The 14,337-nt window shown below is 71.0% G+C and carries 11 protein-coding genes, 5 tRNA genes and 1 pseudogene; 15 read left to right on the top strand and 2 right to left on the bottom strand.

The features are described 5' to 3' along the window. Positions 1–7: 7 nt before the first annotated feature. Positions 8–3,961 (bottom strand): sensor histidine kinase, encoded by a 3,954-nt coding sequence (locus IE242_RS00620; protein ID WP_189854168.1) that lies wholly within the window; start codon positions 3,959–3,961, stop codon positions 8–10. Positions 3,962–4,561: 600 nt separating this feature from the next. Here IE242_RS00620 and IE242_RS00615 point away from each other — a divergent pair. From IE242_RS00615 to IE242_RS00565, 11 genes and pseudogenes are all read left to right on the top strand, one after another. Further along, positions 4,562–4,747, top strand: a complete 186-nt coding sequence (locus tag IE242_RS00615) for a hypothetical protein (protein ID WP_189854166.1) — start codon at positions 4,562–4,564, stop codon at positions 4,745–4,747. 321 nt (positions 4,748–5,068) lie between these two features. Next, positions 5,069–5,845 (top strand): fumarylacetoacetate hydrolase family protein, encoded by a 777-nt coding sequence (locus tag IE242_RS00610; protein ID WP_189854164.1) that lies wholly within the window; start codon positions 5,069–5,071, stop codon positions 5,843–5,845. After that, complete coding sequence (gene gltX / locus IE242_RS00605) at positions 5,838–7,313, top strand: glutamate--tRNA ligase (RefSeq protein ID WP_189854162.1); 1,476 nt, start codon at positions 5,838–5,840, stop codon at positions 7,311–7,313. Before IE242_RS00610 ends, gltX begins: the two co-directional genes overlap by 8 nt. Before the next feature lie 134 nt (positions 7,314–7,447). Then, positions 7,448–8,131, top strand: a complete 684-nt coding sequence (locus IE242_RS00600) for a DUF4241 domain-containing protein (RefSeq protein WP_189854160.1) — start codon at positions 7,448–7,450, stop codon at positions 8,129–8,131. A gap of 50 nt (positions 8,132–8,181) precedes the next feature. Beyond that, entirely contained in the window at positions 8,182–8,916 is a 735-nt protein-coding gene (locus IE242_RS00595; RefSeq protein ID WP_189854158.1) for an HAD family hydrolase, read from the top strand. A gap of 93 nt (positions 8,917–9,009) precedes the next feature. Next, a tRNA-Gln gene (locus IE242_RS00590) sits at positions 9,010–9,084 on the top strand. A 41-nt stretch (positions 9,085–9,125) separates the two neighbouring features. Beyond that, positions 9,126–9,198: transfer RNA gene (locus IE242_RS00585), tRNA-Glu, on the top strand. Positions 9,199–9,227: 29 nt separating this feature from the next. Beyond that, a tRNA-Glu gene (locus tag IE242_RS00580) sits at positions 9,228–9,300 on the top strand. A gap of 20 nt (positions 9,301–9,320) precedes the next feature. Beyond that, a tRNA-Gln gene (locus IE242_RS00575) sits at positions 9,321–9,392 on the top strand. A 29-nt stretch (positions 9,393–9,421) separates the two neighbouring features. After that, positions 9,422–9,494, top strand: a tRNA-Glu gene (locus tag IE242_RS00570). Positions 9,495–9,642: 148 nt separating this feature from the next. Then, positions 9,643–9,840, top strand: a pseudogene (locus IE242_RS00565) (monooxygenase family protein); the annotation flags it as partial. A 134-nt stretch (positions 9,841–9,974) separates the two neighbouring features. Here the strand turns inward: IE242_RS00565 and ndgR are convergent. Next, positions 9,975–10,691, bottom strand: coding sequence for an IclR family transcriptional regulator NdgR (gene ndgR, locus IE242_RS00560; RefSeq protein WP_030577649.1), 717 nt, complete (start codon positions 10,689–10,691; stop codon positions 9,975–9,977). 223 nt (positions 10,692–10,914) lie between these two features. On the opposite strand from ndgR, the gene leuC reads away from it, so the two are divergent. From leuC to IE242_RS00540, 4 genes are all read left to right on the top strand, one after another. Further along, positions 10,915–12,345 carry a 3-isopropylmalate dehydratase large subunit gene (gene leuC / locus IE242_RS00555; RefSeq protein WP_189854156.1) on the top strand — a complete coding sequence of 477 codons (1,431 nt, stop codon included), beginning with the start codon at positions 10,915–10,917 and terminating at the stop codon, positions 12,343–12,345. A gap of 6 nt (positions 12,346–12,351) precedes the next feature. Next, positions 12,352–12,945 carry a 3-isopropylmalate dehydratase small subunit gene (gene leuD / locus IE242_RS00550; RefSeq protein ID WP_189854154.1) on the top strand — a complete coding sequence of 198 codons (594 nt, stop codon included), beginning with the start codon at positions 12,352–12,354 and terminating at the stop codon, positions 12,943–12,945. Between the two features lie 343 nt (positions 12,946–13,288). Next, positions 13,289–13,519, top strand: coding sequence for an SCO5555 family protein (locus tag IE242_RS00545; RefSeq protein ID WP_189854152.1), 231 nt, complete (start codon positions 13,289–13,291; stop codon positions 13,517–13,519). A gap of 138 nt (positions 13,520–13,657) precedes the next feature. Next, positions 13,658–14,317 (top strand): HU family DNA-binding protein, encoded by a 660-nt coding sequence (locus IE242_RS00540; protein WP_189854150.1) that lies wholly within the window; start codon positions 13,658–13,660, stop codon positions 14,315–14,317. The last annotated feature ends 20 nt before the right edge of the window (positions 14,318–14,337 follow it).

Genomic DNA, 14,337 nt, shown 5'->3' with positions numbered 1-14,337 from the left:
GGCTCAACTAACGCTCCTGCTGGTGAGTGGGGCTCGGGTAACTGCCGGTCTGGCCGGTACCGGCCTGGCGACCCTGCGCGATGCCCCGACGGAGATTGGTCAGCCGGCCGCGCACGTCGTCTGGCGCGCGCGAGACCTGCGGACCGGTGTGGTGCTGTTGCTGCTGAGCCGTGCCCGGCACGAGGTTCGCGCGCGGTACCCGGCGCGGCAGGCCGGACGTGGTGATCCCGCCTGCCGACGGCTGACGGACGCGCTCGGCCTGGCGGACGAGCTCGTCGTTGGGGGAGGTGCGCCAGCCCGCCGAGGCCTGGCCGGCCGGGTGCGGGTCGGCCGCGGGGGCCGGCGGCTGCGCCGCGCCATTGGCCTGCCCGGCGTCACCGCGAACGGCATCGGCCTGGCCATGGCCGTTGTTGCTCTGCCCGGCGTCCGCCGCGCGGCCGTTCTGGCGGAACCAGTTGGTCTCCAGGGTGTCGTACAGCGGCGTCCGGCCGTCGCCCGGACCCGCCGCGGGCGGCAGGGCCTCGGGAGCCTGCGGCCGCGCGGACCGCTGCTGCATCGGCGGACGCTGCCGGTCCGGCCGGCCGGGCGCGCCGAAGTCGGCGCCGCCGTTCGGCTGCGGCCGCTCGAACTGGCCCGTGGCGGACGGGTCCTGGTGGTTCCCGTAGCCCGCGGTGGACGGGTCCTGATGGTTCCCGTAGCCCGCGGCGGCGAACTGACCGGTGCCGTTCGGGCTCTGGGCGGGCGCGGGGTACTGGCCGGTGTCCTGCGGGCTGCCCTGGCCGGGCGCGGCGAACTGGCCGGTCTCCTGCGGATTGCCCTGAGCGGCTGCCGGGTACTGGCCGGTGTCCTGCGGGCTGCCCTGGCCGGGCGCGGGGTAGCGGCTCTGTGCCGGGGACGCGCCGGGATCGCCGAAGATGTCCGAACGGCGGAACTGCCCGTCGTCGCCCTGCTGCGGCAGCCCGGCGTGCGGCGCCCCGGCCCCGGGACGCGGGAACTCGCCGGTGCCGGCGGCACCCCGGTCGTTGCCCACGTGCGGCATCTCGGTGGTCGCGCCCGGGCCCTGGCGGTCGTCGATCCGCGGCATCTGCGCGGTGGCGTCGGGCTCCTCGTGGCCGCGGGGGGCGTCCAGCGAGGCGCGCTGCACCGGCGGCTGCGCGTTCTCGTCGCTCCAGCTCGGCGTCCGCGGCTGCGCGCTGCCGCCGGGCAGCTCGGCGCGCGGACCACCGCGCCCCGGCAACTGCGGCCGACGCCTGCCGGAACGTTCCTGGCGCTGCTTCGGGGCGCCGGCCCCGGACGTACGGTCCCCGGCGGGGGCGCTGTCACCGAAGCCGCCCCGGCCACCCTGGGCGCGACCGCCCTGGCCCGGACCGCCCTGGCGCTGCCCGCCGAAGCCGCCCTCGCCGAGGGAACCGCCCTGGCGCAGTCCGGAGCCGCCGCCGGCGAAGCCGCCCTGGCGCCCGGAGTCGTCGAAGTTCTGCGGCGCGCCGGTCCCGGCGGCCGTCATGTCCTGCGGGGCGCCCGGCGCCTGACCGCCGAACGCACCGGCACCGGCACCCGCCGGCCGGCCCTGCGGCGGGACGGCGGGTCCGCCCTGCGGACCGCGCGGCCCGCCCGGACGCCCGCCCTGGTCGCTGCCGGGCAGCGCGGCGCGCGGCCCCTGGCCGGCGCCCACCTGCCCGCGCTGCGGAGCGCCGGCGAGACGGTTGCCACCCGGAGCGCCGCCACCGGGCAGCCCGCCTCCGCGGCGCGCGGCGGCGGCACCGGCCGCGGCCTGCGCGGCGGCCGGACCACCGGAGGGGCCGCCGGGACCGCCCTGGCCCGGCTTGCCCGGAGCGGGCTTCCGGCCGCCCTGGGCGACATCGACGGGGAGCATGACCAGCGCGGTCGTACCGCCGGAGTCCGACGGGCGCAGCTGGATGCGGATGCCGTGGCGCTGCGAGAGGCGGCCGACCACGAACAGACCCATGCGGCGGGAGACGGAGACGTCCACGGTGGGCGGCGCGGCGAGCCGCTCGTTGATGGCCGCGAGGTCCTCGGGGGACAGGCCGATACCGGTGTCGTGGATCTCGATCAGCACCCGCCCGTCGGGCAGGGCGTGACCGGTGACCTTGACCTTGGTCTGCGGGGAGGAGAAGGAGGTCGCGTTCTCCAGCAGCTCGGCGAGCAGGTGCACGAGGTCGTTGACGACGCGGCCGGCGACCTCGGTGGCCGGCACCGAGGCCAGCTCGATGCGCTCGTACTGCTCCACCTCGGAGGCGGCGGCGCGGAGCACGTCGACCAGCGGGACCGGACGGGTCCAGCGGCGGCCGGGCTCCTCGCCCGCGAGGACGAGGAGGTTCTCGCCGTTCCGGCGCATACGGGTCGCGAGGTGGTCCAGCTTGAACAGCGAGGACAGCTGGTCCGGGTCGGCCTCGCGGGACTCCAGCTCGGAGATGAGCGACAGCTGGCGCTGGATCAGACCCTGGGAGCGGCGCGAGAGGTTGGTGAACATCGCGTTGACGTTGCCCCGCAGCAGGGCCTGCTCGGCGGCGAGGCGGACCGCCTCGCGGTGCACGTCGTCGAAGGCCGCGGCCACCTGGCCGATCTCGTCCCGGGAGTGCAGACCGACCGACTCCACGGAGGTGTCGACGTCCTGCGGGTCCGACTCGGACAGCTGCTTGACCAGCTCGGGCAGCCGGTCCGCCGCGACCTTGGTCGCGGTGTCCTGCAGCCGGCGCAGCGAGCGGATCATGGAGCGGGCCACGACGAACGCGCCGACCAGCGAGATGCCGAGGACCAGCAGGATCAGCGCACCGGAGATGATCGCGTCGCGCTCGGACTCGCTGCGCAGCTGGCGGGCGGTCTGCTCCATCTCGTCGAGGAGCGTGCCCTCGATGTTCTTCATCTGCTGGATCTTGACCGACTCGGCGTCGATCCAGTCCTTGTAGGAGCGCTTCTCCTGCGAACGCAGACCGGTCTCGGTACTGAGGACGCGGTCGGCGTAGAGGTCGACCGCCTTGATGGTCGCGTTGCCGTCGCTGATGGGCCGCATCAGCTCCTCGGCCGCGTCCTGGCCGTAGATGGTGCCGAAGCTGTTGAGCTCGGAGTCCTCGCTGGTGAGCGCGGAGAGACCGTACTGCCGGTCGCTCTCGGAGAGCTCGCCGAAGGAGGTCTTGTTCGCCGGCAGCGCGGAGGCGATGATCGCGCGCTGCACCGAGGCGTACTCCTTGGCGGTGGAGAACGCGGCGAGCGCGCGCGTGCGCTGGATCATCTCCGGGTTGCTGGTGGCCTCCGCCATGTCCTGGGAGAGGTTGAGCAGCTGGTTGATGAGCCGGTGGTACGCCTCGACGGTGAGCGTGGCGTTCTTCTCGTTCTCGTAGGCGCTGCTGCGGATGTCGTTGAGCTGGATCAGCTCTCTCGCGACGCCGACGAGGCTCTCCTTGACGCCGGTGAGCCGGCCGTCCTGGGCGGCGTCGTTGATCTCCTGGCTGGCCTTGAGGAACTGCTTGCGGGCGGTGTCCGTCTTGTCGCGGACGCCCTTGACCGTGTAGTCGTCCGCCGACGCGCCGTGCGCGAGGGGACCGGCCGACAGGTCGCGCTCCGACTGGAGGGCGGCGGCGAGCTCGGTCGCCTGCTTGGTCATCTCCGTCAGCAGCCGCATGTTGTCGAGCTGCTGGATGTCCTCGACGCTGTCGCTGATGCGCATCGCGCCGAGCGTGGTCGCGGCGACGACGGGGAGCGCGAGCAGCGACACCAGACGGGTCGAGATGCGCCAGTTGCGCAGGGCCATGCGTGAGCCGGTGCCGTTCTTCGGCCCGGCGGACGGCGTCGTGCCCCCGGACGCCCCGGAACGCTCGCCGCTGTCGCCCGCCTCGGCCGCGCCCGGGGCCTGGGCGTGCTGGGGCGAGGAACCGCGGTCGGTCCCGCCGGTCGGCTCCGGGTCCGCCGAAGCGCTGCCATCCCTCTTGAAACGTCCCTGCACTAGCGTCGCAACCTCTGGACCAGGCGCCCCTCCGTGTGAACGGCGAGACGGTGTCGGCGTGTCGGGAGCGCCCTGAATGCGCCACCCGTGGTGGTCGTGAGTGACCGGCGCTGCCTCCCCCTTCCCGCCGCTGCTCGGCGCTGCGTTGCGCCCCTCGCGCGCCGGCTGTTCCCCGCGGCGGTCCGTGGAATTCCAGCACAGTGCCGGATCTCCAACAAGGCCAATGGGTCACCCTGGGCTCATCGTGACACGACGTACAGAATGCGTCACCAGGTGTGGAAGGTGATCCTGTGCATAACGGGCGTATACCCACGAGGTGACCAGGGTGGCAACGTGTCCCAGTCGCCATGATCAGGAGCGGAATGCTCCCTTCAGAGGAGCAATGTCCGTTACGCCGGGATGGCTTGAGGGTCGGAATTGACCGAAATGCTCACTAGTAAGTGAGGAAACTCACACAGTGATCATGTCATCTTCACGAGTTGCCCCGGGAATTGGATGTTTAGCCTGACGCTTTACAGGGATGGCGAATCCGACAACCCGCGCTTCCTGGGCGGCTCGTGAGCCCGTCCGGCGCCCACACCCACGAGGTCACGTACAGCAGTGAAGACGACGACGATGTTCCGCGCCATAGCCAACCCGCGGCGCACGACCCTGGCCCACCTCACCGACGCCGACGAGCTGGCGCCGAAGCAGTTGGAGCACTCCGTCGACCTCCCCTCCCGGACCGCCAACCCGCGGCGGACCGTCCTCATGGAGCTCCCGGTCCAGGCCTTCGCGGCCGAGTAGTACGGCTCCGGGCCGCCGTCCGCTCGCACCGGCGGCGCCCGCCCGCCCGCTCGGCCGGACGCCCGGACGGTGCCGTCCTACCGGAAATCGACGGCTGCCGGTCACGCACCGACGGCTAACGGTCACGCACCGACCACAATCGGTCGCATACGACTCCGCAGGGCGCCCCGACGTCACCCGAGACGTCCAGGGCGCCCTTCGTCATGCGCAGGCCGGCCGCCCGGCGGCCGGGCGGCCGTAATGCGCGGGGCCGCCACCCTGTGCCGCGTTAGCCTGGAGCGTCAGACTCCAGCCGGCTCAAGTGAGGGGCGCAGGGATCCCGTGCGCATTGCCAGATTCTCCATCGACGGGAACGTCGCGTTCGGCGCGGTCGAGGGCGACCGGCCCGACGAACTCGTGCTCGACATCATCAAGGGCATCCCCTTCGCGGAGTACGAGCTCTCGGGCACCAAGGTCCCGCTGAGCAAGGTCCGGCTGCTGCCGCCCGTGCTGCCCAACAAGGTCGTGGCCTTCGGCCGCAACTACGCGGACCACGCCAAGGAGCTCGGCAACGAGGTGCCCGACGCCCCGTTCGCCTTCTTCAAGCCCTCCACCTCGGTGATCGGCCCCGGCGACGACATCCAGTACCCGGCCTTCTCCGAGGACCTGCACCACGAGGCCGAGCTGGCCGTGGTCATCGGCCGCATGTGCCGCGAGGTCCCGCGCGAGCGCGTCAAGGACGTGATCTTCGGTTACACCTGCGCCAACGACATCACCGCGCGGGACGTCCAGAAGCGCGAGAAGCAGTGGGCGAGGGCCAAGGGCTTCGACACGTCCTGCCCGCTCGGCCCCTGGGTGGAGACGGAGCTGGATGCGAGCGACCTCACGATCCAGTGCACGGTCAACGGCGCGCAGCGTCAGCTGGGCCGGACCAGCGAGATGATCAACTCCATCGAGGACCTGATCGTCAACATCACCGAGGCCATGACGCTGCTTCCCGGCGACGTGATCCTCACGGGCACCCCGGCAGGGGTCGGCCCCCTGGCTGTCGGCGACGAGGTCGCCGTCACCATCGAAGGCATCGGCACTCTCACCAACAAGGTAGTCAAGCGTGGCTAGCGCACCCGTCCGCGTACGTTTCTGTCCGTCGCCCACCGGCAACCCCCACGTGGGCCTGGTCCGCACCGCCCTGTTCAACTGGGCGTTCGCCCGGCACCACCAGGGCACTCTCGTCTTCCGCATCGAGGACACCGACGCGGCGCGCGACTCGGAGGAGTCGTACCAGCAGCTGCTGGACTCGATGCGCTGGCTGGGCTTCGACTGGCAGGAGGGCCCCGAGGTCGGCGGCCCGCACGCCCCGTACCGCCAGTCGCAGCGCATGGACCTCTACAAGGAGGTCGCCGACAAGCTCCTCGACGCCGGCCACGCCTACCGCTGCTACTGCACCACCACCGAGCTGGAGGAGCGCCGCGAGGCCGCCCGCGCCGCCGGCAAGCCGTCCGGCTACGACGGCCACTGCCGCGAGCTGAGCGCCGAGCAGGTCGCCCAGTACGAGGCGGAGGGCCGCGAGCCGATCGTCCGCTTCCGGATGCCCGACGAGACGATCACCTTCACGGACCTGGTCCGCGGCGAGATCACGTACACCCCGGAGAACGTCCCGGACTACGGCATCGTCCGCGCGAACGGCGCCCCGCTGTACACGCTGGTCAACCCGGTCGACGACGCCCTGATGGAGATCACCCACGTCCTGCGCGGCGAGGACCTGCTCTCCTCCACCCCGCGCCAGATCGCGCTCTACCGGGCGCTGATCGAGCTGGGGATCGCCAAGGAGATCCCGGCCTTCGGCCACCTCCCGTACGTGATGGGCGAGGGCAACAAGAAGCTCTCCAAGCGCGACCCGCAGTCGTCGCTGAACCTCTACCGCGAGCGCGGCTTCCTGCCCGAGGGTCTGCTCAACTACCTCTCCCTGCTGGGCTGGTCGCTCTCCGCGGACCGGGACGTCTTCTCCATCGAGGAGATGGTCGCGGCCTTCGACGTCGCGGACGTCAACCCGAACCCGGCCCGCTTCGACCTGAAGAAGGCCGAGGCGATCAACGCCGACCACATCCGCATGCTCGACGTGAAGGACTTCACCGAGCGCTGCCGGCCGTGGCTCCAGCAGCCGGTCGCCCCGTGGGCGCCGGAGGACTTCGACGAGACCAAGTGGCAGACCATCGCGCCGCACGCGCAGTCCCGCCTGAAGGTCCTCGCCGAGATCACGGACAACGTCGACTTCCTGTTCCTGCCGGAGCCGGTCTTCGACGAGGCGTCCTGGACCAAGGCCATGAAGGAGGGCTCGGACGCCCTGCTGCGCACGGCCCGCGAGAAGCTGGACGCGGCCGACTGGAGCTCCCCCGAGTCCCTGAAGGAGGCCGTGCTGGCGGCCGGCGAGGCCCACGGCCTGAAGCTCGGCAAGGCCCAGGCCCCGGTCCGCGTGGCGGTCACCGGCCGCACCGTCGGCCTGCCCCTCTTCGAGTCCCTGCAGATCCTGGGCAAGGAGAAGTCGCTGGCCCGCGTCGACGCGGCCCTGGCGAAGCTGACGGCGTAAGCACGCGCGCGTGAGGGGCGGTGGCCACAACGGCCGCCGCCCCTCACGCGCGCCCGCCTGTCAGTGGGTCCCACTAGCGTTCCGGCTCACCCGGCGCGCAAGGTCCCCGCGCGCCTGACCCGGAAGGCGCCGTCATGCCGATGTCCCCCCGCGACCACACCTGGATGTTCACCCCCGGCAGCACGTTCACCGGCAGGCACGGGACCACCGGCGTGATCCACGTGTCCGACGGCGGAGTGCTGGACCTTCCCACCGGACGGGTCGCCGCGTGCGACCCCTTCATGTACCTGGGCACGGGGGACGCCGAGCCCTTCACGGTGGCGGTCGAGCCCGGCCGCTACCGCGTCGAGGCGGCCGTGGCGGCCCTCACCTGGCCCGGCGACTCCCCGACCGACGAGCCCGACCTGCGGGTGGCCGCCGCCCGCCTCGTCATCCGCGACGAGCCCGCCACCGCCTGGGAAATGGCCCTCTCCTCCGATCAGGACCCTGCCGCGCTCGGCGCGGAGGAGTTCCACGGCTACGGCGTCGACTCCGGCACCGGCTGCTTCTACGACGCCTCGGCCGACGAGGCCTTCCCCGACGCCCACGAGGACGAAGGGCCCCTGTGGAGGGCCTTCGACAGCAGCCACCGGTCCCCGGGCCCGTACCTGGTCACGTCCTCCACCACCGGGCACACCCTGGCCGCCTTCGAATCCGGCTGGGGCGACGGTGCCTACCCCACCTGGATCGGCCGCTCGTCCGCGGGCGAGGTCACCTGCTTCCTCACGGACTTCTTCGTGGCCCCGGGCCCGTCCGGAACCACCGGGAGCCCCGCCTGACGGGCGGCAATCGGCGGACGGGCCCCACACCCCCGCGCTACCGTCGGATCATGGACATACGGGCCGTGGTCTGGGACGTCGACGACACCCTCTTCGACTACACGAGTGCCGACCGGGCCGGCATGCGCGGGCACCTGGCCGCCGAGGGCCTGCTCGACGGGTACGACACCGTGGAGCAGGCCCTCGCGCGCTGGCGGCAGATCACCGACGAGCAGTGGGCGCGGTTCGCGGCGGGCGAGGCCACCTTCGAGGAGCAGCGCCGCGACCGGGTACGGGCCTTCGTGGGGGAGCCGGCCCTGACGGACGCGGAGGCCGACGCCTGGTTCCAGCGGTACCTCGGGCACTACGAGAGCGCCTGGGCGCTCTTCCCGGACGTCCTGCCCGTCCTGGAGGCCCTCGCCACCAGCCACCGGCACGCCGTGCTCTCCAACAGCAGCCTCCTCGTCCAGGACCGCAAGCTGCGCGTCCTCGGCGTCCATGACCGCTTCGAGGCCATCCTCTGCGCCGCGGACCTCGGTTTCTCCAAGCCGGACCCCCAGGCCTTCCACGCCGCCTGCGAGGCGCTCGCCCTGCCCCCGCACCAGGTCGCGTACGTCGGCGACCACCCGGACATCGACGGACGGGGGGCCGCCGAGGCCGGGCTGTTCTCGGTCTGGATCGACCGTACGGGCGTGTACACGCCGGACGTGCCGCCGGTCGGACCACACCGGATCGCCTCGCTGGCCGAACTGCCGACGATCCTTGGCGCGGATACCCGTTTTGGAGCCCCGTCCTCCTTCGGGTAATGTTCTTTCTGCGCCGCCGGGGAGCGGGCCGAAAGGCCGGAGACCCGGAAGCGTGAAACTAGAACAAGATCCCCACAGGGGCTTGCGTTCCAGTGGCCTATGGTGTAATTGGCAGCACGACTGATTCTGGTTCAGTTAGTCTTGGTTCGAGTCCAGGTAGGCCAGCCAGCAGATGTACCAGCATCTGCACCCGCGGATCACATCCGCAAGCCCCCGTTGTGTAGCGGCCTAGCACGCTGCCCTCTCAAGGCAGTAGCGCCGGTTCGAATCCGGTCGGGGGTACTGGTTCCGATCACCTCGGAACTGCTAGGGCCCCCGTTGTGTAGCGGCCTAGCACGCCGCCCTCTCAAGGCGGTAGCGCCGGTTCGAATCCGGTCGGGGGTACTGACTGGTCTAAACCACATTGGTCTATGGTGTAATTGGCAGCACGACTGATTCTGGTTCAGTTAGTCTTGGTTCGAGTCCAGGTAGACCAGCTCGGATCTGCGGAAACGTATGATCCAACGCCCCCGTTGTGTAGCGGCCTAGCACGCCGCCCTCTCAAGGCGGTAGCGCCGGTTCGAATCCGGTCGGGGGTACACACCGGAAGGACCCTCCCTCGGGAGGGTCCTTCGCTTTGTCCCCCTTCCCTCCCGGTCACCTCCCGCCGAACCGGCGGCGCGACCCCTCCGCCTCCGCGAGCCGGCGCAGGCTGAGCGGCACCGGTCCGTACAGCACGGTGGGCGGGCCGCCTTCAACCGGCGGCTGCGCGAGGGAAAGGGGAAGGTCGGCTTCTGGCACGAGACGTACGTCGTGCCGGCGGGGAGTCACGAGTCGGTGTACGTGAACATGCCCGAGTACGGCCTGGGCGGAGCCACCGGCGTCGTGCCCATGGGCCGGCGCGGCGACCGCGCAGCCGATCGGCCCGGCGTGAGCCCGGCGTGACATGGACGACACGGGAGAAATGAGAAGCGCCCCTCCGAGGAGGGGCGCGTGCGTCGGGGAGGGGCCGCCGCGGCGTTGAGGCGACCGTCCCCGAGGTGTACGGAAGACGCGTGGGTGAAGGTGCGGGACCGGCGTCAGCCGGTGCGGCGCAAGGCCTCCGAGAGGCGTGCGGCGGCGTCGATGACGGCCTGGGCGTGCATCCGGCCCGGGTGGCGCGTCAGGCGCTCGATGGGACCGGAGACCGAGACGGCGGCGACCACACGGTTGGAAGGGCCGCGTACGGGTGCGGACACGGACGCGACGCCCGGCTCGCGCTCGCCGATGGACTGGGCCCAGCCCCGGCGCCGTACGCCCGACAGGGCCGTCGCCGTGAAGCGGGCCCCCTGCAGACCGCGGTGCAGCCGCTCGGGCTCCTCCCAGGCCATCAGGATCTGTGCGGAGGAGCCCGCCTTCATCGTCAGCGTCGAGCCGACCGGGACCGTGTCCCGCAGGCCGGACAGACGCTCCGCCGCGGCGACGCAGATGCGCATGTCGCCCTGGCGGCGGTAGAGCTGCGCGCTCTCGCCCGTGACATCGCGGAGGTGGGTCAGCACCGGGCCCGCCGTGGCGAGCAGCCGGTCCTCACCCGCCGCCGCGGCCAGCTCGGCCAGCCGCGGGCCGAGAATGAAACGGCCCTGCATGTCGCGCGCCACCATGCGGTGGTGCTCCAGCGCCACGGCCAGCCGGTGGGCCGTGGGTCGTGCCAGTCCGGTGGCGCCGACCAGGCCCGCGAGGGTGGCCGGACCGGACTCCAGAGCGCTCAGGACAAGGGCTGCCTTGTCCAGAACGCCGACGCCGCTACTGTTGTCCATGCAACGATACTCGCGTCTCACTCTGTGAAACGCAAGTTCAATTTTCGGTGGAACACGCCACTCTTGAAGTCACAGCGGCCCGAGGACCGAACGGGCATGGCGGCACACGCCCGGAAACGGACGACTCGACCGAACGGGGCCGGACCGGCCCCAGGGGGACGGGCGCTGCCACCCCAAGATCTCTAGTTGGGCCGGCGCGGACAGGCCGGCCGGAGGGAAAGCGATGGGTAGGACACTCGCGGAGAAGGTCTGGGACGACCACGTCGTCCGGCGCGCCGAGGGCGAGCCCGACCTCCTCTTCATCGATCTGCACCTGCTGCATGAGGTGACCAGCCCCCAGGCCTTCGACGGTCTGCGCAAGAGCGGCCGGAAGGTGCGGCGGCTCGACCTCACCATCGCGACCGAGGACCACAACACCCCGACCCTCGACATCGACAAGCCGATCGCCGACCCGGTCTCCCGCGCCCAGCTGGAGACGCTGCGCAGGAACTGCGCCGAGTTCGGGGTGCGCCTGCACCCGCTCGGCGACGTCGAGCAGGGAGTCGTGCACGTGGTCGGCCCCCAGCTGGGCCTGACCCAGCCCGGTACGACGGTGGTGTGCGGCGACTCCCACACCTCCACGCACGGCGCCTTCGGCGCGCTGGCCTTCGGTATCGGCACCTCGCAGGTGGAGCACGTGCTGGCCACCCAGACGCTGCCGATGGCCCGCCCGAAGACCATGGCCATCACGGTCGACGGCGAGCTGCCCGAGGGCGTGACCGCCAAGGACCTGATCCTGGCGATCATCGCGCGGATCGGCACCGGCGGCGGCCAGGGCTACATCCTGGAGTACCGCGGCTCGGCCATCGAGAAGCTCTCGATGGAGGCCCGGATGACCATCTGCAACATGTCGATCGAGGCCGGTGCCCGCGCGGGCATGATCGCCCCCGACGAGACCACCTTCGCCTACCTCAAGGGCCGCCCGCACGCCCCCGAGGGCGCCGACTGGGACGCCGCGGTGGAGTACTGGAAGACCCTGCGCACCGACGAGGACGCGGTCTTCGACGCCGAGGTCGTCATCGACGCAGCCTCGCTGTCGCCGTTCGTCACCTGGGGCACCAACCCCGGCCAGGGCGCCCCGCTGTCCGCCGCCGTCCCCGACCCGGCCTCCTACGAGGACGCCTCGGAGCGTCTCGCCGCCGAAAAGGCCCTGGAGTACATGGGGTTGGAGGCCGGACAGCCGCTCAGGTCCATCAAGGTGGACACCGTCTTCGTGGGCTCCTGCACCAACGGCCGCATCGAGGACCTGCGCGCCGCGGCCTCGATCGTGAAGGACCGCAAAGTCGCCGACGGGGTACGCATGCTGGTCGTGCCCGGCTCCGCGCGGGTCGGTCTGCAGGCGGTCGAGGAGGGCCTGGACGTGGTCTTCAAGGAGGCCGGCGCCGAATGGCGGCACGCGGGCTGCTCCATGTGCCTCGGCATGAACCCCGACCAGCTGTCCCCCGGTGAGCGCTCGGCGTCCACCTCCAACCGCAACTTCGAGGGCCGGCAGGGCAAGGGCGGCCGCACCCACCTGGTCTCCCCGCAGGTCGCCGCCGCCACCGCCGTACTGGGCCATCTGGCCTCCCCGGCCGACCTCGCCGACGCCGACACCCCCGCGCCCGCTGGAGTCTGATCAGTCATGGAAGCATTCACCACCCACACCGGCCGGGCCGTCCCGCTGCGCCGCAGCAACGTCGACACCGACCAGATCATCCCCGCCCACTGGCTCAAGAAGGTGACCAGGGACGGTTTCGAGGACGGGCTGTTCGAGGCCTGGCGCAAGGACCCCGAGTTCGTGCTCAACCGGCCCGAGCGGCAGGGCGCCTCGGTGCTCGTCGCCGGCCCCGACTTCGGCACCGGCTCCTCCCGTGAGCACGCGGTCTGGGCGCTGCAGAACTACGGCTTCAAGACCGTCATCTCCTCCCGCTTCGCGGACATCTTCCGCGGTAACTCACTCAAGAACGGCCTGCTCACGGTCGTCCTGGAGCAGCAGACCGTGGACGCCCTGTGGGAGCTCACCGAGGCGGACCCCGAGGCCGAGGTGACGGTCGACCTCGAGGCCCGCGAGGTGCGCGCCGAGGGCATCACGGCCGCCTTCGAGCTGGACGAGAACTCCCGCTGGCGGCTGCTGAACGGCCTCGACGACATCTCCATCACGCTCCGGAACGAGGACGACATCGCCGCGTACGAGGCCAAGCGGCCCTCGTACAAGCCGAGGACGCTCCGGGTCTGAACACGGGCCGGTGCCGGGCCGGTGCCGGGCTGATGCCGGACCGGTGACTGACCGGCGACGCCCCGGGAAGAAGACCCCGGCGGCTGCGGCACAAGGATGATTTCCAGCCACCGCAAACCCCTCTGTACCCCCAATCGTGGACGGTTGGGGGTACAGCCATGTCCGGCCCCGGAAACGGCGTGTCGACGGCTGGGAATTTCGTCAACTGCCCTGGTTGGGCGGGTGCTTGTACGGGTACTCGAGTCCCGGTGCCACAGTGAACAGAGGTGCCTGAGATGCCTCTGGGAGAGGGCAGTTGCCCCCTGCGCAGGCGACAACTCGCCCCAGATGGCACAATCTGTGCATGGAACACGACGGCCAACTCGAGCTCTATACGGCGGTCGCGGACCAACTCAAGGAAGCGCACTCAAGAGTGCGCGCATCGCAAGTCCCGGAGGGCGTACGGATGGCGCTGACCCGGAAGCTGCTGGTCATTACGGCCGCGGCCAAGCACGATCTCGCCGGTGCGGCAAGGCGTCTGGAGAGCTTCATGACGGACCTCGACGAGGGGCGATTCCCCGAGGAGGACCGCTGAGGAACTCCGCGGCGGTTCGAGTCCGTTGCGGCACAAGGGTGATTAGCCCGTTTCGTGTTTGATTTGCGGTATATATCTGCCTAACGTGCGAAAAAGCTTGAACACATTCGTTCTGGCGATGTCTCCGAAGGGGAAGACGTGAACAAGGCGCAGCTCGTAGAAGCGATTGCGGACAAGCTCGGCGGGCGCCAGCAGGCCGCCGACGCTGTGGACGCCGTTCTGGACGCCATCGTCCGCGCGGTCGTCGCCGGACAGCGGGTCTCGGTCACCGGTTTCGGTTCGTTCGAGAAGGTCGACCGCCCCGCCCGGTACGCGCGCAACCCGCAGACCGGTGAGCGTGTTCGGGTCAAGAAGACCTCCGTGCCGCGTTTCCGTGCGGGCCAGGGCTTCAAGGACCTGGTGGGCGGTTCGAAGAAGCTCCCGAAGAACGACGTGGCGGTGCGGAAGGCCCCCAAGGGCAGCCTGACCGGCGGAGCTTCGGCGACGGTCAAGAAGGCCGCGACCAAGAAGACCGCCGCCAAGAAGGCCACCACCACGGCTGCGAAGAAGGCCACACCGGCGAAGAAGACGACGGCCGCCGCCACGAAGAAGACCACGGCGAAGAAGGCCACACCGGCGAAGAAGGCGACGCCGGCGACCGCGAAGAAGACCACGGCGAAGAAGGCCACACCGGCGAAGACGACGCCGGCCGCCGCGAAGAAGGCCCCGGCGAAGAAGACCACCGCGAAGAAGGCTCCCGCCAAGAAGACGACGGCACGCAAGACCGCCGCCAAGAAGACCACCGCCCGCAGCAGGTAAGCAGGGGCGCAGGGCACTCA

Source organism: Streptomyces poonensis, assembly GCF_014650915.1.
GTDB classification, from domain to species: domain Bacteria; phylum Actinomycetota; class Actinomycetes; order Streptomycetales; family Streptomycetaceae; genus Streptomyces; species Streptomyces poonensis.
The sequence above is the reverse complement of the archived record's forward strand: the minus strand, read 5'-3'. Positions and strand labels throughout refer to the sequence as shown.